A 21,786-nucleotide genomic window follows, 5' to 3' on the forward strand; every position below is an offset into this window, starting at 1 on the left:
CGGTGCCAGAGGAAGCGCACAGATTAGTCAAGGCGAGGCAAGGGGTTCAGAACCCCTTGCCGTTTTGCTTTTAAGACAGCGATTAAAAGGCTAGTGGCCATTTTTTAATTAAACCAAATATAAACCGGAATGAATAACAAAGAGGTAACAATACCTGCTAGCCCCATGGCGAAGCCGCTCATACTCCCTTGAATATCAGAATCTTTCAGGAGCTTGGCTGTACCGATACCATGAGCGGCTGTGCCGATGGCAATACCTAACGAAATGCTGTCTTTGAGGCCGACCCATGATAATAATTTTTTGCCAAACATGCTGCCAAAAAGTCCTGTTAGTACGGTCAAGACGGCAGTAAGCTCGGGCAGGCCTCCTAAATGACGAGATATGTCGATCGCGATGGGCGAACTGACGGATTTCGGCAGCATACTCAATAGGATTTCGCGACTGCCTCCCAATAGACCGACAAGAACCGCAGCACTTACGATACCAGTAACAGAACCGATGATAATCGCGATCAGAATCCCCACAAAGTGTTTTTTAATAAGTGGGGCATTTTTATACAACGGAACACCGAGTGCTACGGTTGCTGGACCCAATAAAATAGTAAGGACATCTCCACCAATTTTGTAAGCCTCATAAGGAATATGAAAGCTAAACAAAATGATGATAATGAACCCTGAGCATATAAATAGTGGATGAAGCCAGCGCCAGCGTTGATGAATAAGCTGAGCACAGGTATAAGCAATAATACTTAGCGTAATGCCAAATAGTGGGTGAGTTAACCAAGCGGGCTCATTCATTCTAAACCCTCCTTAGGCGTTTTCTGCTGAAGCTTACTTGTAACGAAACCTGTTACAAGAAGGACGGCAATCGAACTTCCGACAACCCCGAAACCAATCGATAACCAATTGGCCGCAATCAAAGGGAAAAAGGCCATCGTACCTACGACAAAAGGGATAAAGAAAAGCATCATATGCCCAGTCAGCCAGTTGGCCGTCGTTTCTACCCATTCAAGCTTTATGATCTTGGCAAATAAGGCAAGCGTAAAAAGAATAAGGCCGATCACATTACCAGGTAGAGGAACATGGAGACTAAATTGAAGCCAGATACCCAATAAATTAAAGCCTAATAAAATGGCAAATCCTAGCATAGTGTCTCCTTTGAGAAGGATGGTTGTCCATCTTTCTTACATGTTCATTTTTTGTGTTTATCTATTTAATCGTCATAGACAGAGTTCTGATTATGCCTTTGGGGCTAGATATTGGCGGAACCAAGATTAACATAGGCAATGTTGGCCGTCAAGGCGGTATATGTTATTAAATAAGGGGCGGCGATATAATGAGAATGCTATTGTAAAGCCGACATGATCAGAAAGGTGGGCATCTTAGATGAAAAAGCCTAAAGTTCTCATTTTAAAAAAACTGCCTAAAGAAGTAGAATGTTACATTTCGGAGCATTGCGAAATCATGGATCACTCTGACGCTGAAACACATAGCCCTGAGCAGTTAAAGCTTTTAATAGCCGATGCAGAGGGGCTGCTGCAATCCGGTGTACGTATTGATGAAGAGCTGTTGAAGCATGCATCTCATTTGAAGATCGTTAGCAATATCTCCGTAGGTTATAATAATTTAGATACAACTGCAATGAAAAAATATGGCGTTATCGGCACCCATACGCCTGATGTGCTTGACGATACAGTGGCTGATCTCGTTCTAGCCTTGATGCTGGCCGCTGCGCGCCGAACCGTCGAGCTGGACAACTTGGTTAAACAGGGTGGATGGGAAAAGTCGGACGAATCGTTGTTTGGCATCGATGTCCATCATGCCACACTTGGGGTTATCGGGATGGGACGAATCGGTGAGGCGATTGCGAAACGCGCGAGATTCGGGTTCGATATGAATATACTTTATACGAACCGAAATCGGAAGCCGGAAGTCGAAGAGAAATTTGAGGCACAATTTCGAACTCAGGAGCAATTGCTTCGAGAATCTGATTTTGTCCTAGTCATGGCGCCGTTGACTGCCGAAACGCATCATATGATTCGCAAAGAACATTTCACGTTGATGAAAAAAACAGCTATTTTCATTAATGCATCACGTGGTCAATTGGTGGACGAGAAGGCTTTAATTGAGGCCCTTGAAGAACGGCTCATTTATGCAGCAGCGCTGGATGTATACGAACAGGAACCGGTAGATACAAACAACCCGTTGCTTACCATGAAAAACGTAATTACCCTTCCCCACATCGGCTCAGCAACCGCGAAAACGCGGTTTGACATGGCCATGATGGCTGCACGTAATGTCGTAGCCGGTGTTACGGGGCAAGTACCCTTAAATATTGTGCCTGAACTGAAATCGTAATCCCACCGAACGCATGAAATGAAACATGGAGGCTAGGGCTATTGACAATAAAAGCGGCAGTTAAAAGTAATGGTTTACCCGAACGAATAGTGTCTATAGGAGGAACTATGATGGCAGTCAAATTCAGCATTATCGGTGGAGCAGGTTTCCGGGCGCAATATTACCTGCGTATCGCCCAGGCATTACCTGATCGTTTTCAAGTTAGCGGAATGGTTGTAAGGGACGAGAACAAAGGTAAAGAGATGGAGAATAAATGGGGCGTTGCTACGTATCGAACGCTTGAACAGCTTCTGGAAAATGAGGAGCCTGATTTTGTTGTCGTATCCGTCAACGTTGCACATAGTCTTGAATATTTGTTGAAATTAGCTGAACGTGGCATTCCGGCATTGGGTGAAACTCCGCCTGCATCTGATCTACATGGGCTTGAGCTTCTTCATGAGAAGCTGACAATGAACGGAGCACGTATTCAAATCGCAGAGCAATATCATCTTTATCCCGCGCAAGAAGCGCGTCTAGCACTTATTCAGTCTGGGAGATTAGGTAAAATTACAGAGGCAACAGTTTCTATTTCTCAGTTTTACCACGCAATTAGTCTAATGCGAAAAATGCTTGGCGTGACTTTCGAAGAAGTCAAGATAAGAGCGATGCGATTTGAGACTCAGTTGTTGAATGGGCCAACGCGCGGCGGTCCTCCGACAGAAGATAAGCTGATACCTACCAACCGAGATATCGCTTGGTTGGATTTTGGAGATCGACTAGGTATTTATGATTTTACAAAGGATCAGCATCGTTCTTGGATTCGCTCGAATCATCTGTCCGTTAGAGGAGAACGCGGTGAAATATTCGATAATCGCGTCCTTATTCAACAGGAGGATTGTCAACAGCTGCAATTGGAGCTTAAGAGAATCAATAAAGGAGAATTGGAAAATGCAGAAGGATACTTTCTGAAGGGAATTATGTGCGGCGAACGGTGGATTTACGAAAATCCGTTTGCTCCCGCAAGGCTGTACGATGATGAAATTGCGATTGCTAACTGTTTGCAAAAAATGGCTGACTACACGATGGGTGGTCCTAGTTTCTATAGTCTTGAAGAAGCTTCTCAAGACCACTATCTTGGACTCATGATCGAACAGGCTATTTTATCGGGCGAAACCCTTACAGCTAAACCTCAACGATGGGCTAGATAAATACAAAAGACGACTTTTCTACAATTAAAAGTTGTAAAAAAGTCGTTTTTTTCTTTGTTAATTCTAAACTTCTGACTATCAAATTACCAAGTAAATGTAAGAGAGACGATTACCAAAAGTACAAACAAAACTAAAACAGCTGCTGTATTTGTACCGCCATATCCAGCGGCACCTACTTCATATCCCATATGCAATCCCTCCCCTCCGTAATCGGATAGTTTATTGTATTTTAATATTCAATAAGATGATTGGACAAAACAAGTTGGAAAGCAAAAAATTAACGATCTGGCTGTCGGATCGGGTGGATAAAGAAACGTGCAGTCATGTCCCGTTTGGGCAGACTGCACGTTGGATAATCAAATATTTACTTAATCGGTAATGTTTCTCATGTAGTATTCGATGATATCTTTCCGACGAATGATCCCTATGAAAATACCATTTTCATCAACCACGGGTACAAAATTTTGGTCAGCTGCTAATGCAAGCATATCTTCCATCTGAGCATGTATGCAAACGGACTCATTCCGAATATGCTTTTTGATTTCACTAATCGGCAGATGTTCCAAGTGATTAAAATCGATGTCCGGCGTATTTTTCAGCTTCCATAATAAATCGCCTTCCGACAAGGTGCCGACATATTTTCCTTCCTGATCGACGATGGGAAGGGCGGTGTAATAGTGATGTTCCAATTGTTCTAACGCTTCCTGCATGGAAGTGAGGAAGTGAGAAAAGCGACCTCATCTTTGGGTAATAGAAAAGAGGATATTTTCAAAGTGGTATGCTCCTTTACTCATAAATTTTCTATTAACTATACAAGTATTAAAACATACTTTTCATGTATGAACCAAGTTTATGGTGAATTTTTAATGTCAAAACAGGCTAGTAATTGTTGGTAACCGGATGCTTACAACCAAAAATCAGGCTAAATGGGAAGAAACCCGAGAACGTTGAATCTCGGGAATCGTGATGCCCATGTCTATTCGGATAAACACTTACCACTCCTGACGGAGCGCAAACAAATCATGCAGCTCATCGTTTGAAAGCTCGGTAATCCAGCCTTCCGAGGTAGAAATCACGTTATCGCTCAGGCTCATCTTACTCTCCAACATCTCATCGATTCGTTCTTCCAAGGTTCCCAGGGAAATGAACTTATGAACCTGCACATTGCGTGTCTGCCCCATTCGATAAGCGCGGTCTGTAGCCTGATTCTCGACGGCAGGGTTCCACCAACGGTCGAAATGGAATACGTGGTTGGCTGCGGTCAAGTTAAGTCCGACACCGCCGGCTTTCAGCGATAGGACAAAAATGCCTGGACCTAACCCATCGGCGGCCTGAAAAGTATCGATCATTTTATCACGTTCCGTTTTTGGGGTGCTGCCATTCAGATACAGCACCTGCTCGTCTCGCTGTGCTTGCAGGACATCGGCCAGAATACGCCCCATGCCGACGTATTGTGTGAAAATGAGACAGGAATCTCCTTCATCACGGAGCTCGTTTACCATGGCTACCAGTCGTTCCAGTTTGGCAGATCGCGATATGAACGCTTCGCGGACCTCATCGGCAAGCAGCATTTCTTCCGACAAAGCAGCTTCCTTCGTCATCAATACAGGGTGGTCGCAAAGCTGCTTGAGTTGGGTTAAAGCAGCCAAAATCGCTCCTTTGCGCTCCATTCCCTCTAGCATTTTCATGCGCTCCATCAGATTTTTGACTGCTTGCTCATAGAGAGCTCCTTGTTCGGGGGTCAGATTCATATAAACCTTCATCTCCAGTTTGTCGGGCAGATCGAGCTGAATCGCCGGATCTTTCTTTTTACGTCGCAGCATGAAAGGCTTAACGAGTTTCTGAAGCTGTGCGGTGCGCTCTTCATCTTGATGCTTCTCGATCGGATTGGCGAAACGATGCTGAAACCCGCGCTGGTTCCCGAGGTAACCGGGATTTAGGAAATCATATATGGACCATAGCTCTGACAATCGATTCTCAATTGGTGTACCCGTAAGGGCAATTCGGTGGTTGGCTGTGAGCGTGCGAATAGCCGCTGATTGTTTATTTTGCGCATTCTTGATATTCTGAGCCTCATCCAGACAAAGAGAGCTCCAGGGGGTCTCCTGTAACGTTTCTTGGTCCATGAGTGCCGTCGTATAGGAAGTGAGCACAACATCGGTGCTTGCTAAAGCATGAGAAAGCGCCGCGCCGCTTAAACGCCCTTTTCCGTAATGAAGATACACTTTCAGATCTGGGGCAAAACGAGTCAACTCTTTCTGCCAATTACCAAGCACAGAGGTCGGACAAATGAGTAGGGCAGGATACTCTGATTCTGCTCGATGATGTAATAAATAAGTGATGAATTGAACGGTTTTGCCGAGTCCCATGTCATCGGCTAAACAGGCTCCAAGTCCGAACTTTCTTAGGAAACTCAGCCACGTGAATCCCTCTCGTTGGTAACCGCGAAGCTCTGCACGCAGTTCCTTGGGTACAGCCAGTTCTTGCAATTCCGATGGCTGACCAAGTTGGCGAAGCAGGGCTAATAAATGGCCATTCAGCTCGACTTCCAGCTTCAGCCTGTTTTCATTCGCGGCTTCTTCCTCAGCTGAGAGACTTTCACCTTGCTGCTTCTCCTGTTCATTTAATAAGTGTAGCTGAAAGACATCCTGTAAAGACAAGCCATCTTCGGGACTCATACTGGCCATAAGTCTCTTGATTTGTTCTAGTAGGGCAGGGTCCAAATATACCCATTGTCCACGGAAACGCACAAGTCTTTCATTGCGACTGAGCAGCCCGGCAAATTCAGCTGCGTCCAGGTCAGCATCGCCAATCGCAACACGCCAATCGAATTCGACTAAGGCATTTAGTCCAAAAAGCGACTGACTTTTGCTGCCGGCTTCGGAGGAAACCCGTGCGCGCAGCCGTGGCTTTCGTTTCGAGGCCGCTTCCCACCAAGCGGGCAGCATCACGTTCCAGCCATCTTCCAACAAGTGGCGGCTGTCTGTTATGAGGAACGACCAAGCTTCTTCGTCACTTAATGGGTCTGCAAAAATCTCGCCGCCATTATTCTTTCCAGGCAGAGCAGCTGTCAGTCTTGTCGCCCAGCCCGTAGAGCGCTCATGGATAAATGAACTCCAATCACTGGCCCAAATGCCGACAGCCTGTCCATCTAAGGTAAGGTGAATCGGTGTTAACACCGATCCATCATTTTTATCCTGCAGCACGAGACGCAGACGCCACATATCTTCGTCCTCATCCGGCTCCAGTAGCTGAAGAGCAGGACGAAAGGGAGCCATGTCAGGCCTCCAGCCTAGAACGGCAAGCCACTCTTCCTCGTTGTACGCATCCATCGAAGCAGCCGCTTTTGCTCCTCGAAACAGCGCGGGATATTCACGTCGAAGATCTGCCATTGCAGCTTCGCTCGCATAGTGCTCATTCGAAACAACAGAGGAGAAGGCCGCTTGTAAACCCGACATCTCTTCACCCAGACCTTCTGAGTTTCTTAGTTTATCCCAATCCAGTTTAGCCAATTCTTCCGTGGAGGAATCCCAGGTCCATTGTAGGTTCCCACTTTGGAAAGCTCGGTAGCTGGGAACATACCGACGAGATTTTGCTTCTTCGTATAGATAAGGTCCAACTTCCAGAAGCTGCTTTGCGGCTTCATTGCCGCCATCCCACCTGAGTACGTCCATGAAGGTGGGGTTGGCAAAGAAGGGAAGCACCATCTCTACGGGCAGGATCGTGACGGTTACGTCCCCAGCTTGCTGCTGGTCCAAAGCTGTCCCATAATAAGAAGGTTCGTGCCACGCGAAAAGTATCTTTCGAAAACTGTCGCCCGGCATATCGAATCCGTCCTGAAGCCCCCAGAGTAAGGCGTCACCGCTGTTAGTCAAAGTCACGTAGAGGGTCATATCATGTAGTTTTGTGCTCATTGCAGTAACTTCCCTTTCCTTAATTCCTCTTGCAGCGCACGCAAGCGGCTGTGTCGTTCAACAAAGCCGGCAAAGAAGCTTTCCCATCGTTTGTCTTGTTTCATCTTCTTGTACACTTTTTCCAGCCTTTTTAACAGTCTGACCGCCGATTTATAATCATGCCGATTTTTTAAACGAACATAATGATCGACAGCTTGATGGTAATAAGGCAGCAGCAGCTGCGGTGATTCCTTCTCGATAGGCTGAAGCACGCTGACGCGATGGGAGAGAGGGTCGTGTCCCTGAAGGATCTGCATTTCCAACCATCTCTGCCAGTTTCTTTGTTCGTACTGGAATCCCTCAATAATACGGTAAGAATGAGGAAGCATTTCCTCCAAAATCCCCCACATGTATCCCTCCGTTTCGGGAAGGTGCGTGATCGTTTCTTTCCAATAGCGGGCATAAGCGTCAAGCTCATTGGTCCGTTTGCCATAGAAAAAAGGAGCAGTCACTCTTAGCCAATACACGAGATGATCCCAGTTATGGGTACTTCTCAAATGGTCGAGGAAAGAAATGAATAAAGCAATCGGTGCCTCCTTTAGTGCGTTGCTTGCTTCTAAAGCCTCCCAGGCTTCCCTGCTTTTTGACTGCAGGAGGAATAAGTAAGCTTTCGCGGCTGAAAGGGAGGATGAGGGTGTTTCTTCAATACGTTTCTCAACATTGTTCATTTCTTGAGACAGTAAATGGTCATCCGCAAGGTAAGGCGTTATCCAATACTTCCAGAGTATCCTATACAACTCGTAGTCTTGATACCTTTGAACGGATTCAACCGCCATCTGCTCTCTCAAATAGCCTAGCGTCTGCTCAAGGCGATTCGATGAGATAAGCGACGATACTGCCTTTTGTTTCAACCATTCATGAATCTGATCGTAAACTCGGTATAGAGCAGAGGAAGTATAGTAGCTTACACTGCTCTGTTCCTTCTGCTCTTTTATCTTTCTTAAAATAAATAATTCCTGATGCAAATCAAAATAGATCCGGTCGATCTCTGAGAACGGAATGGAGACCTTCTCTATTTGCTTTAAGTGATAGCGCAGCAAGTCGATATACGTTGCTAGATCATAAGTTGGTTTAACAGGTGAAGTAAAGTGCTCCAGAAACTGCTGCCAGCCAACTGCATCCTTATTCGGCAACTCAAAAAGTACAGGTTCTGAAGCGGAGCTAGAGAAAGTCCGTTTGAGATGCTGTTTGGCATTCATAATTTGGGAGGCGGGGTAGCCTAGACGATCCCCAAGCTCCATGATAACGGCTGCAAGGTGTTTGCAGGAGGTGTGAACGGGACACGTACAGAATCCAGCCCCGAGCTCATCGATAGGCAGAGTGATTAGGTAGTCTTCTGACTCCTCGAGCCTCGCTTCGATAACTCTATGTTCAGATACGATTAGGGTTGTTACCCGCTGTTGTTTAAAATAGGTAAACCCTCGACTCAGGGTCACTTCATTGAATGCTTCGGCAACGTAAGCCAGAAGCTTCAACCATTGCTCATCATTTAATAATGGAAGAGAACTCATTGGAAGCTCCTTACTACAAAAAAAGAATGCGATCAACCTTATTATAGTGCGGTATGAAAATAAATACGACATTTTCATGTGAGGACCAGGTTGTCGCCCTTCCCAATTTGGGCAATATTTTTATCAATTTGATCAAAGGAACCTCACTTGCCGAATCTTGGCGTGTTTTTTTTGTGTTTGCTGCATGTTTTTGGGAAGATGAGCTCCTATGGGAAGATAACTGTGTCAATGACGATTTACAAGTTGATAGCCTGACCTGGTTTGATCATTTATAGTAAAGATATGTAGGAATGGAGGGTTTGGTTATGAATAACATTGACTCGGAGTGGGCTGAGTCCCACTATCCGTATTATATGGCTGATCGTATTCAGTCGCTGTACAGCACGTCGAATATACCAATATATAAGATTAATGAGAGTGTAACAGTGCTTATTGCGATTGCAGGCGGCCAGGGCATCCTTAGAATCAATGATCAAACCTACGAGCTCGCGCAAGGGACCGTCATCCTAATCCCAGCGCATAGTCATGCCGCTTTAATTACAAATAACCTGAAGCCGATTCATGCTTATAAGCTTTTGATCAGTACCCGAGAGCAGGTGGGGCCTCTGCCTGCAGGCGCAATGGTGCGGAAAAGCGGGGTAGCTTCCACGCCGAATACGCTATTCTTCCCTAATGAACCTGCGATTGTGGCCCATGTCGAGGAACTTTATATTCATCGTTTACCCGCTCGTGAAATCCGCCATGTGCAGAATCAAATGTTGTTTCACCAAATCATTCTCCAATTGCTGGAGAAGCAGGATAGCAAGTATGTTGCCAATGAGCAGCCATCCATGGAACGAAGCATAATTTACTTAGAAAACCACTTTAGCGAAAAAATAACGCGTGAGCAGTTGGCAGCAATGGCTGGGGTAAGCCGATCGCACTACTCAATCCTTTTCAAGCAGCTCACTGGATTTTCACCTAATGAATACATGTCACGACTGCGCATCCACAGAGCCAAAGAGCTATTAATAAGTGAACCAGGCACCCTCAGGGAGATTGCGCTGAAGGTAGGTTATAAGGATGAATTTTATCTCAGCCGTCGTTTCAAGCAGCAGACAGGTGCATCACCTTCAGGCTATAACCGCGGATCATTTCAGCGAGTGGCTGTCATGCTTACACCATATGCCAGCCATCTGCTGTTGCTTGGTTTGGAACCTGCTGTCACCATTTCAGAAAGCAGTGAGTATGTGAGTACTTCTGACTTGCAGGCGCCTCAAACGATGATGTTTATCCATACAAACAGCTCGGTAGAGCAGGTGAAGTCGGCATTGCTTGATACCCATATCGAGTTGATTATTGCAGCCAAACAGCATTTGCTCCAATATGGGCTGAATCCTGAGCATTTACGGGCGGTAGCGCCTATTTTTGAAATATCTTGGATAGAAATGGGTTGGAAAGATCACCTGCGTCTTATTGCCCATGCGATTCAACGGAGTGATCGGGCAGAACAATGGCTGGCCGCTTTTGAAAAAGAAGAACAGGCAGCTCGTTCACTTGTGCAAAAAAGCGCAGTCGCTAATGAAATTCTAACGATCTTGGTTATTAAACCGGACGAGCTGCTTGTTTATGGATCACGAAATGTCGGATATGTGATATATCAATCCCTAGGACTACAGCCTCCTGAAAGGATAGAGCGGGAAATGAATAGGCTTGGTGATCAATTCCATTCCCTTCCCATCGAGCTATCAGAGCTCGCAGATTATGCGGGTACGCGGTTCCTGATTGTTGTGTTTCCGGATGTAAAAGGTTCCACCGCACATTCAAAAAGGGTGTTCGAATCCCCCTATTGGAAAGACCTTACTGCCGTTCAGCAGGACTGTGTTCATCTGCTTGACAAGAATGAATGGGTGCCTTACAACCCGGTTTCCATTCGCTTACAGCTTCAACGCGCTCTAGCTTTATTTATAGGCAACTAATAGTCCAAGTCTATTTTCAAACAAAAAGGCATGGTTAGGCACATGATGGACACCTATAATAAGGATTACAAATGCGAATGATTATCATAATCAAAAGAAAGGATGGAAAAACGTAATCATGATTACTCCGCTCAAATGAGGGCGATGTTGGTTACATAGGTAGAAACAATTAGTCTAAAATTAGTACATCATGCACGATATGAATATTCATTGCAGCATGAAAAGGGAGAGAGTAATGTTATGAAAAAGATTTTTATTCCAATTGTACTTTTATTTGGAGTTTTATTGAGCGCTTGTGGCGCTAATAATGGTAAAGGTTCGTCCCCTGCGCCTACCTCAGACTCGAAATCAACCACATTTATGTATCAGTCCGAGAATGGACCGATTGAGGTTCCTACGCATCCTAAGCGTGTCGTTGTGCTTACCCGATTTTTAACGGGTAACGTTATGGCACTGGATGTGCCTTTAGTCGGTGTAGACGATAAGTCTAAAAGCAATCCGCGGTTTAAAGAGAGGCTAAAAGATGTAAGTGCAGTTACAGATGAAAGTCTTGAGAAGATCATTGAGCTGAAGCCGGATCTTATTATCGGACTTTCAAGTATTAAAAACATCGACAAATTCAACAAAATCGCTCCTACAGTCACATATACGTATGGCAAAGTTGATTACTTAACGCAGCAGCTGGAAATTGGGAAGTTGTTGAATAAAGAAAAAGAAGCGCAAACCTGGATTGATGATTTTAAAGCCCGGGCCAAAAAAGCCGGAGCAGAAATCAAAGCGAAGGTTGGCGATAATGCAACAGTTTCAGTTATTGAGACATTCAATAAGCAATTATATGTATATGGGTATAACTTTGGACGCGGTACCGAAATTCTCTATGGGGAAATAAAACTTGGCATGCCGGATAAAGTTAAGGAATCAACGAAATCTGACGGTTACTTTGCCGTATCGACGGAAGTTTTAAAAGATTACATGGGCGACTACGTTATTTTCAGTAAGAATGCGGATGAGAACACCTCCTTCCAGAATACAGAAACGTATAAAAACATTCCCGCTGTTAAAAACAATCGCGTCTATGAGGTCGATGCGAAGGAGTTCTACTTTAACGATCCACTGAGCTTGGATTACCAGCTAGAATTTTTCATTAAAAGTTTTCTTGGCAAGTAGAGCTCTCAGATGTTATGGCCTATTCCATTTAAGAAAAGATGATATTGCATGAAAAAAAAACGCTCTATTCCTTTCTCCTATAAGGTGTTTGGCGGCATACTGGTGTTGGTGTTGTGCTTCCTAATTGCCATGATATTCGGTGCAAAGGAAATAACGCTACATGACCTTTGGCATGCACTGACTGCAGGTTCTTTGGATGACAACGTTCTTATCCTGCGTGAGATTCGGTTGCCGCGTGAACTGGCCGCAATTCTGATCGGATCCGCTTTTGCAATATCCGGTGCGATCATGCAGGGGGTAACTCGCAATCCGCTGGCCGATCCAGGCTTGCTGGGCTTGACTTCAGGCGCTAATATGGCACTTGCGCTTACTTTCGTATTTCTTCCTGGACTGAACTATTTCGGCATCATGGTAGCTTGCTTTCTTGGCGCCGCTCTGGGAGCAGCTTTAGTACTCTTCCTTGGCTCGACGAGTCGAGCCAGAATGTCACCGATTCGAATCGTACTGGCCGGTGCAGCTGTTTCTGCGTTTCTGTATGCCATATCAAGTGGCGTAAGTATCGCTTTCAAGATTTCCAAGGACGTATCCATGTGGACCGCCGGGGGATTAATCGGAACGACATGGGGACAGCTCCAGACGATTGCGCCGGTTATCATCCTGGGAATCGTAGTCGCTTTGATTCTTTCTAACCAATTGACCATGCTCAGCTTGAGTGACGAGGTAGCCATCGGATTGGGGCAAAAACTCGTACAGATTAAATCTATCTTGTTCGTTCTCATTATTTTGCTTACTGGGGCATCGGTTGCGCTTGTCGGAAACATCGCATTCGTGGGATTAATGATTCCGCACATCGTCCGCATGATCGTCGGAACGGATTATCGGTATATCCTGCCCATCTCGGCATTATCGGGAGCCAGCTTCATGCTGCTTGCCGATACGATAGGCCGCACAATCAATTCACCTTACGAGACGCCTGTAGCAGCCATCCTGGCGATGGTGGGCTTGCCCTTCTTCTTACTCGTTGTGCGTAAAGGAGGTAAAGCTCTCTCATGACCCAGTCTGCTCTCGCGCGAAAACAACGTCTGATCTTGCTTGTCAGCTTTGTGCTTATTATCCTTACAGCTATTTCAAGTATGGGTCTGGGATATTCTTCATTGTCTTTTGATAGGTTGATTCCTGTTCTGTTTGGTCATGGCACCTTCAAAGAAGAGTTTGTTCTGTTCGCTGTCCGATTACCAAGAATTCTGATTACGCTGTTGTCGGGGATGGCGCTTGCATTATCCGGTTCGATTTTGCAAAGCGTTACCCGCAACGACCTAGCGGACCCGGGTATTATCGGGATAAATTCCGGAGCAGGAGTGGCTATTGCTATCTTTTTCCTGTACTTCCCGATTGCAGCTGGATCATTCATCTATGTTCTTCCGCTGGTAGCTTTCCTAGGCGCCTTAATCACTGCTGCTCTCATCTATGCATTTTCCTACAGCCGGACGCGAGGACTTGATCCTATTCGGCTTGTGTTGGTCGGGGTTGGGTTCTCCCTAGCGCTGTCGGGGATCATGATCGTAATCATTTCATCCGCTGAACGGTCGAAGGTTGATTTTATCGCGAAATGGATTGCCGGCAATATTTGGGGCACGGACTGGCCGTTCATCTGGGCGCTGCTCCCTTGGCTGATCCTGCTTATCCCATTTACCATGATCAAGTCAATACGGCTCAATATTCTCAGCTTAAGCGAGGTATCGGCCATTGGCGTCGGCTTGAATCTCGAACGTGAACGCCTTGTCCTCATTGTGACCGCTGTTGCCGCAGCCGCATCTGCGGTATCTGTCACAGGCGGGATTGCATTCATCGGATTGATGGCTCCGCACATTGCCAAAAAGTTGGTTGGCCCGAGAAATCAGATGTTCATTCCCGTCGCGATTTTGCTTGGCGGATGGCTTCTTTTAATCTCGGACATGATCGGTCGCAATCTTATTGATCCAGATGGTATTCCCGCAGGCATCATGGTTTCGTTGATTGGTGTGCCGTATTTTGCTTATTTACTGCTAAAGAAGTAGCTCCGACGCGAAGTCAGAAAGAATACATCCAAACTTACCAGCAATATTGGGAAAAGTCCTGTGTCATGTGGAAGAAAATCCACCTGGGCAGGACTTTTTAACGTAAAGTGGGAGGGATATCGTCGGCTTGAAGGGAGTACGAAAACTTTGAGAATAAAAGTTTGGTGTTTTGGATCGTTAGCCTCTTGTCGATTCAATTCGCAATAATAATTACGAAAAGAACCTATTAAATAGTGGTTTATCTGGACTTGCGTATATGGGATTAATGAGACCATGTAGTTGGAATAAGGTAGGTAGACCGCATTTGGAACAATAAGCTGCCATTTCAGGGTTCAGATTTTTGCAGCCCTTTTTTAACAGACGCCCTGGTTCGTCGGAGCAGTAATTTTGTAATGGAGCACCGCAATCCGTACAATACTTAGTGTTTTCGTCAGGAACTTTAAAACAACGAACACAAGGATTAAGTTTTGATTTTTTACTCATAACTACCACCATTAAGTTTGTTTTTTAGAATCTGTTACATTTGAATTAATGTGAAAGTTTGTGTCCTTATTATAAGGATTGGTTTTGCAGAGATGCGTTAGGTTGAACCTCATTGATAGGAGAATCCACAATATCATTGTCGAAAACAGTTGCAACAAAGCATGCCTGAACGTTTGCACCGAACAATTGACCAGTTCCGAAATTTGACTTACCGTTTTGATTCCATCCCGGTAGAGATACCTCACCAATGTTAATGACAGAGCCTCTATTTAAAGAATTCACATTAATGGCGCCAGCAGCTAAAGAAATGATAACAGCCAAACCTACACCTCCCTATATATACATACCTGAGCGAATAACTAAACTATAGGAAATCTGTCACTGGGAATCATATTTATCAACATCATCGTTTTTTTGACTGATTCGTATATTCTTCGTACTATTTTCGATATTCTCGATGATTTTTTCGTCCGTTTGAAAGATAGAATCCACAATATCATTATCTAAAACAAAATTTGCGATTTTATTTAATTGGTTGGTACCAATACTTTTACCAGTACCATAATTGATTTTTCGGGAAGTTCCCCAAACAAGTTGTTTGTTATCTCCTAAGTTAATAGCCGAACCATTGTTCACAGCATTAACATGAATAGATTGAAAATCGATATCACTTTGTTGCTGGGGGATGTTCCCACCTTCTTCTAATATTACATATTTTTGGTTTTCTATAGTCATATCATTTATATCCTGATCGCAAACAACGTTTATGGCATTGGTAAGCGTGGCCCCTCTAAGGCTCCCGAAACCAGAATTGCTTTTAGTAAAGGAACTCCAATCGATCATGTAGTTATTTCCGATAAATATGCCTGAAGCGTCTTGAATATTAGTGACGATCACTTTATCAAAATTCGCGCTCGATTTTTGACCTGAAAAGTTCAAATGAATAACCTCTTCTCGTTTTAAGCCCTAACGAAATGCTACTTCTTTTGCCTAGAATAATAACCAAAAATTGTCATCTTGTATTGTATTCTGCCCAATCCAAATGATTGCATGGACCCATTAAAATTTCATTTTTTCTGAAAGAACCCCCTTTTTGAAAAATGTGATAAAGGGAATGTTCTACCCATTCTTAAGAAATTTGTCATAATTTTGAAAAGTTAATTGTAAAAAATAACCTATTATTATATAGTTAGGATGATGGTTAGCCGCGGCATCATCGATTCATTCCAAAAAGGTGAGGACTCATGCCACTCTACAATATACTTGTCGTTGATGATGAAAAAGAAATTCAAGATGCGATAGAGATTTACTTAACGAATGAAAATATGCATATTATTAAAGCCAATAACGGATTGGAAGCATTAAGAGCTCTAGAGGAGAATGACATTCATCTGATTATTCTGGACATCATGATGCCACAGTTGGATGGGATTAAAACCGCGTTTAAAGTAAGAGAATCGAAAAATACGCCAATCCTGATGCTGTCTGCCAAAACAGAAGATACGGATAAGATTCTAGGGCTGCATGTCGGTGCAGATGATTATATGGGCAAGCCCTTTAATCCGCTAGAGTTGGTAGCAAGAGTCAAATCGCAATTAAGGAGATATACAACTTTTGGCAACTATGTAGCCCGTGAAAATGAGATCGCAGTCAGAGGACTCATACTCAATAAAGACACCAGAAATGTGTCTGTGGATGGTGAGGAAGTACGCTTGACAGCGACTGAATTTAAGATTTTAGAGCTGCTGATGGCAAACAGAGGCTGCGTTTTTTCCATTGAGGATATTTACGAGAAGGTTTGGAAAGAACCTTATTTGAATGCCGAAAACACCGTAGCTGTCCATGTTCGAAGAATTCGTGAAAAGATCGAGATCAATCCGCGAGATCCAAAATATTTAAAGGTGGTATGGGGCATTGGGTATAAAATTGAAAAATAACTATTTTCGCTATGCACTTTTAATAGTTTGGATTCATGCATGTGTTTTGGCCATATTGATCATCGTGGATGTGGCCAAGCACAGCTCTTTTTTAAAGCAGGATGCCTATTTTGAAAGTCTGGCTTTTGACAACGAAATACAACTTCATTTTAACTTGATCCGTTACTTCCATATGGATAACAAGCATTATCCGCTTCTGACAGAGGATGCAAAGTTGGTGTGGATCGTAGTGAAAATTGGAAACTATTTTATCGAAACATGGAGAAAAATAGCCAAAACGCCGTTGTCCAATCGTACGGTGAGAGACTTGCAGAAGCGGAGAGGCTTGGTAAGTTAGAAGACGTATCACGACTTCAGCAGGAAGAAAATGCTCATTTGGATAGCATTCATAACGAGATTATAAAGCTGTATGATTTGAGGAAAAGTCAATATATTGCTTATAAAGACAATGAGTTCGCTGAGGTGGAAGCCAGTTTAACTGCTCGCAGCGGTGCCTTCCATTATTATATCGAGGATCCTCAAAATAATAGTATTTATAAAAATACGGAATTAGACCCTAAGGTAGAAAGCAAAAAGGCGCTATATAGCATCCAACTCCCACAAAAGTATGTCAAAAATACAACCCTTCCCTAAATAAATATTTTCAATCAAACCGACTTGAGGGCTATTTGATTATTCCTCAGGAAACGAAGGGCTTCAGCCAAATTCAGGCTGACTATGCATACTACAATTCGATTCGGGAACGTCTTCTGAAGGAAATCGTCATGCTGGCAATCGATCTTGTTCTAATCGTGGGACTTCTCTTTTATTTGAGAAAAGTACATATGTTTAGCGGCTTGGCTGAGACTGCTCCGATGAACTGGCTGCACCGAATACCTCTGGATGTTCGTCTGTTAATGATAGTAATCGCCTGGTTTATTTGTAAGTCACATTTGTATGCAAACTCGCTTTTTAGGTGGCCTCTTGAATTCCGTAGATTGATAGATTGGGTGATCCTTTCTCTGGCTTTAACCGTAATATGGCTTGTTGTTCTTAATTTGGTGAAATTGTGTCGAAGAAAAGAGCAGTTGGAAGATCAATGGAAGAATAGTGTGTTTAAAAGAATCTCCTCACAAATTGCCAGTCATTTAGTGAAAAAACCATGGTTTTTAAGGCCGTGCTGATCAGTATTCTAACGGTGCTTCTGGGCATTTGCTTTAGTTTTTTCGTATACGAAGATGTGGGGAGTGGACTTGTATTTTTGGGAAGTCTCTATGTGCTTTTTTTCGTGATAACGATTTTGCCTTATATGTTTAGAAGGTTAGGTACGCTTCATCACATTTTGGTGAGTGTTGAGCAGATTACTGCAGGGAATTTGAATAGTTCTATGAAAGTAGGAGGTTCCGGAAATCTAGCGCGGTTAGCTCAACAACTAAATAACATGAAAATGGGATTCAAAGCATCGATGGAAAAAGAAATGAAAAGTGAGAGAATGAAAACAGAATTAATAACGAATGTCTCCCATGATCTCAAAACGCCGCTGACCTCCATTATTAATTATGTGGATTTGCTTAAACAGAAAGACCTGTCCCCGGAATTATCAAGCAGCTATATAGAGGTGCTGGAGCGAAAAACACAACGTCTCCAAGTATTGATTGATGATTTGTTTGAGGTATCCAAAATGGCTAGCGGTGCCGTTGAATTACAAGTGGAAACCGTCAATTTATCCGCTCTGTTGAACCAAGCACTGGGTGAATTCAGTGAAAAAATCGAAAGCTCAAAGCTGTCTTTTCGTGTTCATATGCCGCAAGCTGCCATACTAGTTCCTTTGGATGGCAGAAAAACATGGCGCGTGTTCGAAAACTTGATCAGTAACGCTTTGAAATATGCGATGCCGGATACCCGGGTTCATCTCTCGTTAACCGAAGAAAATAATCAAGTTGCCTTTACCATCAAGAACGTCTCTGCGTATGAAATCGATTATGAGGTGGATGAACTGCTGGAAAGATTTAAACGCGGAGATCCATCCAGGTATACGGAAGGCTCAGGTCTAGGTCTGGCTATTGCCAAGAGTATTGTTGAACTTCAGGGAGGCCAACTGCGTATTGAAGCTGATGGCGATTTATTTAAGGCAACCGTCCTATTTCGTCTGCCGACTACCCAAAAATGAAGGTAACTCTCGTTGAATTTTTCTCCTTTACTAACCTCAAGGTTACTAATGCAAAAGTATTTCAGTACTTATCAGATGCCCAAGTTTGCCCTATACTAGCAAGGAAAGATAAGTTCTTCGTAAATCGTTAATTTAATTTGTGGAGGTGCGTCCCTTGAAATACCGGAAGCTGGGCAGAAGCGGATTGAAGGTCAGCGAAATTAGTTTGGGCAGTTGGATGACTTATGGCGGATATGTAGAAAATGAAAAGTCGATCCGTTCTATCGAGCAAGCTTACGATCACGGCGTTAACTTTTTTGATACGGCAAATGTCTATGAGCGCGGTGAGGCTGAAAAAGTGATGGGTGAGGTGCTGAAAGCCTATCCTCGCGAATCGTATGTGTTGGCAACCAAAGTCTTCGGCCAAATGGGAGATGGCCCGAACGATCGCGGCCTTTCCCGCAAGCATGTGTTGGAGCAATGCCATGCCAGCTTAAAGCGTCTTCAAGTGGATTATGTAGATCTCTATTATTGCCACCGTTTTGATCCGGAAACACCACTCGAAGAGACACTGCGCGCTCTTGATGACCTAATTACGCAGGGTAAGGTATTATATGTCGGTGTAAGTGAATGGACAGTCGCACAAATGGTAGAGGCTTTGGCGATTGCCGACAAATATTTATTGGACCGAATCATTGTGAATCAGCCGGTATACAACATGTTCAATCGTTATATAGAAAAAGAAGTGATTCCGACCGGAACGAACAAGGGCATCAGCCAAGTTGTCTTCTCGCCATTAGCACAAGGTTTATTAACGGGTAAATACCGCCGAGGGCAAGCATTTCCGACAGATAGCCGTGCAGCCAGCAAAAACTGGGAAGAAGATCGCTTCAAAGAGAGCCAATTGATTCAGGTTGAAAAGCTAGAAGATATCGCATCTGAGCTTGGGATTAAGGTTTCTCAATTAGCGCTTGCTTGGGTTTTGCGACAAGATAATGTTGCTAGCGCACTCGTCGGTGCAAGCCGACCTGAGCAGGTGATTGAGAACTGTGCGGCTTCCGATGTGACGCTTTCGGAGGATGTTCTTGAAGTGATTGAACAGATATTAAAGGACGATATTAAATAAGTGAATAATGGAGCCTGTTGCCATGGTGCAGCAGGCTTTTTTTGTCTATAGCTCCAGTGGGGGGGGCGAGAATTCTTAAGAACATGTAATTTTTGGTATTTCTATGCATGCCCCCCACAAAACCGGCCTATGTGAAGAATACTATAAAATACGTGTGTTGCCCTCCATACCATAGATCCGATACAAACGAAGGAGGAAAATAAATTCATGTTAAAACGTTATGATCGATTATATGGCATTGATCTCGGTACATCTAATACCGTTATTTACGAGAAGGGGAAAGGGATTGTTCTCAATGAACCTTCTGTAATTGCCTTCCATCAGCATACAGGCGAGTTATTAGCGGTTGGTAGCGAAGCGCAAGCCATGATTGGCCGAGCACCCGCTCATGTCGATATTATGTACCCTTTAAGGCATGGCGTCATCGCCAATTTCGAGCGGACAAGCAGGATGCTGCAGCATTTTATCAAAAAAATTCAAGGTCGATCCATGTTTTTACGAAGCTCTCACATTTACATATCTGTGCCCTGCGACATTACCAGTGTTCAGAAGCGGGCCATTGAAGAAACCGTTGTGCATAAGGGTGCGAGGAAGGCAATCACAGTTGAAGAACCTTTAGCAGCGGCTTTAGGAGCAGGACTCAGGCTGGATGAACCTTTGGGCCACATGGTGCTAAATATTGGCGGTGGCACCTGTCAAGTGGCTGTCTTGTCACTGGGCGGAATTGTTGCGAGTCATACGATATATAGGGCTGGTATGTCCCTGGATCAAGATATTATCGAATATGTCAAAAGGCAGCACAACATCGATATTGGAGAGCCGACAGCCGAAACGATTAAGAAAACGATCGGAACAGCCAGTTCTTCGCGTGAAGAACGAAGTATGGATATCCGAGGGCGCGATTTAATTGATGGTTTACCAAAAACGATCAGACTAACATCCAGTGAAATTTATACCGTTGTGAATGATTTCTTAGGACCGCTAATTGAAGCCATTCGCGCTACTTTAGAGCTCTGTCCCCCTGAACTTGCCGGAGATGTCATTGAACAGGGAATTTTACTGTGCGGTGGCGGTGCATTACTGGAAGGTATTGATGAGCGAATTCGCACAGAGACAGGAGTTGCCGTACATATCGCAGACAGGCCGCTTGAATGCACAGCTCTGGGCACGGGAATGATGTTGAATGTTGAAGGGAAGAGGAGTAAGCCGACAAGATCGGAGGCTAAGCGGGAAGAGGCTGCTGACGACAAGGAGTAAGGCAACTAACCAACCCGCTACCGCCTCCGTAAGCACGAAAAACATGCTTACAGAGGGAGAAAAACCCGCTCCCGCCTCCGTAAGCACGAAAACATGCTTACAGAGGTGAAAAGGGGGGAGCAGGCGAGAGAGCTCGAGCTGTAGCGCTGTTTTTCCGCGTTACAGAGGGAGGAAAACCCGCTCCCGCCTCCGTAAGCACGAAAAACATGCTTACAGAGGTGAAAAGGGGGGAGCAGGCGAGAAGGCTCGAGCTGTAACGCTGTTTTTGAGACTGTCTATTAATTCATTTACAAACTTTATTCGTTGGCCTACAATCTATTTTTACGAGAAATCTTTAGTCTCTTTAAAATTAAATTGATCTGAGGGGCTCTCAGGGCAAACTTATGACCAAATTTATTTGTAATTTGAAATGTAAAACAGTTAATAGACAGTCTCTTTTTCCGCGTTACAGAGGTAGAAAAACCCGCTCCCGCCTCCATAAGCACGAAAAACATGCTTACAGAGGTGAAAAGGGGGGAGCAGGCGAGAGAGCTCGAGCCTGTAACGCTGTTTTTCCGCGTTACAGAGGGAGAAAAACCCGCTCCCGCCTCAGTAAGCATGAAAAACATGCTTACAGAGGTGAAAAGGGGGGAGCAGGCGAGAAGGCTCGAGCTGTAACGCGCTTT

At 44.3% G+C, this 21,786-nt stretch carries 23 protein-coding genes; 15 read left to right on the forward strand and 8 right to left on the reverse strand.

Going from position 1 to position 21,786, the window contains the following annotated elements:
• Positions 1-104: 104 nt before the first annotated feature.
• Entirely contained in the window at positions 105-797 is a 693-nt protein-coding gene (locus FU659_RS06070; RefSeq protein ID WP_147946732.1) for an LrgB family protein, read from the reverse strand.
• Positions 794-1,147, reverse strand: coding sequence for a CidA/LrgA family protein (locus tag FU659_RS06075; RefSeq protein ID WP_147946733.1), 354 nt, complete (start codon positions 1,145-1,147; stop codon positions 794-796). The genes FU659_RS06070 and FU659_RS06075 overlap by 4 nt, the downstream gene beginning before the upstream one ends.
• A gap of 238 nt (positions 1,148-1,385) precedes the next feature.
• Here FU659_RS06075 and FU659_RS06080 point away from each other — a divergent pair, with 238 nt between their 5' ends.
• Entirely contained in the window at positions 1,386-2,357 is a 972-nt protein-coding gene (locus FU659_RS06080; protein ID WP_147946734.1) for a 2-hydroxyacid dehydrogenase, read from the forward strand.
• Positions 2,358-2,464: 107 nt separating this feature from the next.
• Positions 2,465-3,544, forward strand: a complete 1,080-nt coding sequence (locus tag FU659_RS06085; RefSeq protein WP_147946735.1) for a Gfo/Idh/MocA family protein — start codon at positions 2,465-2,467, stop codon at positions 3,542-3,544.
• Positions 3,545-3,627: 83 nt separating this feature from the next.
• Here FU659_RS06085 and FU659_RS36250 read toward each other — a convergent pair whose 3' ends face one another.
• The 4 genes from FU659_RS36250 to FU659_RS06100 form a co-directional block, all read right to left on the reverse strand.
• Complete coding sequence (locus FU659_RS36250; RefSeq protein ID WP_222708487.1) at positions 3,628-3,732, reverse strand: YjcZ family sporulation protein; 105 nt, start codon at positions 3,730-3,732, stop codon at positions 3,628-3,630.
• 180 nt (positions 3,733-3,912) lie between these two features.
• Positions 3,913-4,254: a CBS domain-containing protein gene (locus FU659_RS06090; protein ID WP_315971278.1), complete on the reverse strand. Its 342-nt coding sequence runs from the start codon at positions 4,252-4,254 to the stop codon at positions 3,913-3,915.
• A 282-nt stretch (positions 4,255-4,536) separates the two neighbouring features.
• A complete protein-coding gene (locus tag FU659_RS06095) occupies positions 4,537-7,458 on the reverse strand; it encodes a DEAD/DEAH box helicase (protein ID WP_147946736.1) in 2,922 nt (973 codons plus the stop codon).
• Complete coding sequence (locus tag FU659_RS06100; RefSeq protein WP_147946737.1) at positions 7,455-9,008, reverse strand: SWIM zinc finger family protein; 1,554 nt, start codon at positions 9,006-9,008, stop codon at positions 7,455-7,457. The genes FU659_RS06095 and FU659_RS06100 overlap by 4 nt, the downstream gene beginning before the upstream one ends.
• A gap of 53 nt (positions 9,009-9,061) precedes the next feature.
• Between FU659_RS06100 and FU659_RS35170 the strand changes: the two genes are divergently transcribed.
• The 5 genes from FU659_RS35170 to FU659_RS06120 all read left to right on the forward strand — a co-directional run bounded on the left by FU659_RS35170 (position 9,062) and on the right by FU659_RS06120 (position 14,190).
• Positions 9,062-9,283, forward strand: a complete 222-nt coding sequence (locus tag FU659_RS35170; RefSeq protein WP_187273930.1) for a hypothetical protein — start codon at positions 9,062-9,064, stop codon at positions 9,281-9,283.
• A 30-nt stretch (positions 9,284-9,313) separates the two neighbouring features.
• Entirely contained in the window at positions 9,314-10,966 is a 1,653-nt protein-coding gene (locus FU659_RS06105) for a helix-turn-helix domain-containing protein (protein WP_147946738.1), read from the forward strand.
• Positions 10,967-11,206: 240 nt separating this feature from the next.
• Positions 11,207-12,133, forward strand: coding sequence for an iron-hydroxamate ABC transporter substrate-binding protein (locus FU659_RS06110; RefSeq protein WP_147946739.1), 927 nt, complete (start codon positions 11,207-11,209; stop codon positions 12,131-12,133).
• A gap of 48 nt (positions 12,134-12,181) precedes the next feature.
• A complete protein-coding gene (locus FU659_RS06115; protein ID WP_147946740.1) occupies positions 12,182-13,186 on the forward strand; it encodes a FecCD family ABC transporter permease in 1,005 nt (334 codons plus the stop codon).
• Positions 13,183-14,190 (forward strand): FecCD family ABC transporter permease, encoded by a 1,008-nt coding sequence (locus tag FU659_RS06120; RefSeq protein ID WP_147946741.1) that lies wholly within the window; start codon positions 13,183-13,185, stop codon positions 14,188-14,190. The genes FU659_RS06115 and FU659_RS06120 overlap by 4 nt, the downstream gene beginning before the upstream one ends.
• A gap of 552 nt (positions 14,191-14,742) precedes the next feature.
• Here the strand turns inward: FU659_RS06120 and FU659_RS06125 are convergent.
• Both FU659_RS06125 and FU659_RS06130 read right to left on the reverse strand, forming a co-directional pair.
• Entirely contained in the window at positions 14,743-14,994 is a 252-nt protein-coding gene (locus tag FU659_RS06125) for a hypothetical protein (protein WP_147946742.1), read from the reverse strand.
• Between the two features lie 57 nt (positions 14,995-15,051).
• On the reverse strand, positions 15,052-15,612 hold the full coding sequence (locus FU659_RS06130; RefSeq protein ID WP_147946743.1) for a hypothetical protein: 561 nt from the start codon (positions 15,610-15,612) through the stop codon (positions 15,052-15,054).
• A gap of 305 nt (positions 15,613-15,917) precedes the next feature.
• Here FU659_RS06130 and FU659_RS06135 point away from each other — a divergent pair, with 305 nt between their 5' ends.
• From FU659_RS06135 to FU659_RS35175, 8 genes are all read left to right on the forward strand, one after another.
• Positions 15,918-16,610: a response regulator transcription factor gene (locus FU659_RS06135; RefSeq protein ID WP_147946744.1), complete on the forward strand. Its 693-nt coding sequence runs from the start codon at positions 15,918-15,920 to the stop codon at positions 16,608-16,610.
• Positions 16,588-16,947, forward strand: a complete 360-nt coding sequence (locus FU659_RS06140; RefSeq protein ID WP_147946745.1) for a hypothetical protein — start codon at positions 16,588-16,590, stop codon at positions 16,945-16,947. The genes FU659_RS06135 and FU659_RS06140 overlap by 23 nt, the downstream gene beginning before the upstream one ends.
• A complete protein-coding gene (locus FU659_RS06145; protein WP_187273931.1) occupies positions 16,869-17,243 on the forward strand; it encodes a hypothetical protein in 375 nt (124 codons plus the stop codon). The genes FU659_RS06140 and FU659_RS06145 overlap by 79 nt, the downstream gene beginning before the upstream one ends.
• A 35-nt stretch (positions 17,244-17,278) precedes the next feature.
• Positions 17,279-17,773, forward strand: a complete 495-nt coding sequence (locus FU659_RS06150; RefSeq protein WP_147946747.1) for a hypothetical protein — start codon at positions 17,279-17,281, stop codon at positions 17,771-17,773.
• A complete protein-coding gene (locus FU659_RS06155; RefSeq protein ID WP_147946748.1) occupies positions 17,752-18,759 on the forward strand; it encodes a sensor histidine kinase in 1,008 nt (335 codons plus the stop codon). The genes FU659_RS06150 and FU659_RS06155 overlap by 22 nt, the downstream gene beginning before the upstream one ends.
• A 154-nt stretch (positions 18,760-18,913) precedes the next feature.
• Entirely contained in the window at positions 18,914-19,864 is a 951-nt protein-coding gene (locus tag FU659_RS06160) for an aldo/keto reductase family protein (protein WP_147946749.1), read from the forward strand.
• A 207-nt stretch (positions 19,865-20,071) separates the two neighbouring features.
• Positions 20,072-21,121, forward strand: a complete 1,050-nt coding sequence (gene mreB / locus FU659_RS06165; protein WP_147946750.1) for a rod shape-determining protein — start codon at positions 20,072-20,074, stop codon at positions 21,119-21,121.
• Between the two features lie 492 nt (positions 21,122-21,613).
• Positions 21,614-21,778, forward strand: a complete 165-nt coding sequence (locus FU659_RS35175) for a hypothetical protein (protein ID WP_187273932.1) — start codon at positions 21,614-21,616, stop codon at positions 21,776-21,778.
• The last annotated feature ends 8 nt before the right edge of the window (positions 21,779-21,786 follow it).

It is taken from the genome of Paenibacillus sp. N3.4 (assembly GCF_008017805.1).
Lineage (GTDB): Bacteria > Bacillota > Bacilli > Paenibacillales > NBRC-103111 > Paenibacillus_E.

Excerpts from the sequence above, each read along its gene's own strand:
- FU659_RS06070 (WP_147946732.1), bottom strand. The coding sequence starts at position 797 with ATGAATGAGCCCGCTTGGTTAACTCACCCACTATTTGGCATTACGCTA.
- FU659_RS06075 (WP_147946733.1), bottom strand. The coding sequence starts at position 1,147 with ATGCTAGGATTTGCCATTTTATTAGGCTTTAATTTATTGGGTATCTGG.
- FU659_RS06080 (WP_147946734.1), top strand. The coding sequence starts at position 1,386 with ATGAAAAAGCCTAAAGTTCTCATTTTAAAAAAACTGCCTAAAGAAGTA.
- FU659_RS06085 (WP_147946735.1), top strand. The coding sequence starts at position 2,465 with ATGATGGCAGTCAAATTCAGCATTATCGGTGGAGCAGGTTTCCGGGCG.
- FU659_RS36250 (WP_222708487.1), bottom strand. The coding sequence starts at position 3,732 with ATGGGATATGAAGTAGGTGCCGCTGGATATGGCGGTACAAATACAGCA.
- FU659_RS06090 (WP_315971278.1), bottom strand. The coding sequence starts at position 4,254 with ATGCAGGAAGCGTTAGAACAATTGGAACATCACTATTACACCGCCCTT.
- FU659_RS06095 (WP_147946736.1), bottom strand. The coding sequence starts at position 7,458 with ATGAGCACAAAACTACATGATATGACCCTCTACGTGACTTTGACTAAC.
- FU659_RS06100 (WP_147946737.1), bottom strand. The coding sequence starts at position 9,008 with ATGAGTTCTCTTCCATTATTAAATGATGAGCAATGGTTGAAGCTTCTG.
- FU659_RS35170 (WP_187273930.1), top strand. The coding sequence starts at position 9,062 with ATGAAAATAAATACGACATTTTCATGTGAGGACCAGGTTGTCGCCCTT.
- FU659_RS06105 (WP_147946738.1), top strand. The coding sequence starts at position 9,314 with ATGAATAACATTGACTCGGAGTGGGCTGAGTCCCACTATCCGTATTAT.
- FU659_RS06110 (WP_147946739.1), top strand. The coding sequence starts at position 11,207 with ATGAAAAAGATTTTTATTCCAATTGTACTTTTATTTGGAGTTTTATTG.
- FU659_RS06115 (WP_147946740.1), top strand. The coding sequence starts at position 12,182 with ATGAAAAAAAAACGCTCTATTCCTTTCTCCTATAAGGTGTTTGGCGGC.
- FU659_RS06120 (WP_147946741.1), top strand. The coding sequence starts at position 13,183 with ATGACCCAGTCTGCTCTCGCGCGAAAACAACGTCTGATCTTGCTTGTC.
- FU659_RS06135 (WP_147946744.1), top strand. The coding sequence starts at position 15,918 with ATGCCACTCTACAATATACTTGTCGTTGATGATGAAAAAGAAATTCAA.
- FU659_RS06145 (WP_187273931.1), top strand. The coding sequence starts at position 16,869 with ATGGAGAAAAATAGCCAAAACGCCGTTGTCCAATCGTACGGTGAGAGA.
- FU659_RS06155 (WP_147946748.1), top strand. The coding sequence starts at position 17,752 with ATGGTTTTTAAGGCCGTGCTGATCAGTATTCTAACGGTGCTTCTGGGC.
- mreB (WP_147946750.1), top strand. The coding sequence starts at position 20,072 with ATGTTAAAACGTTATGATCGATTATATGGCATTGATCTCGGTACATCT.
- FU659_RS35175 (WP_187273932.1), top strand. The coding sequence starts at position 21,614 with ATGCTTACAGAGGTGAAAAGGGGGGAGCAGGCGAGAGAGCTCGAGCCT.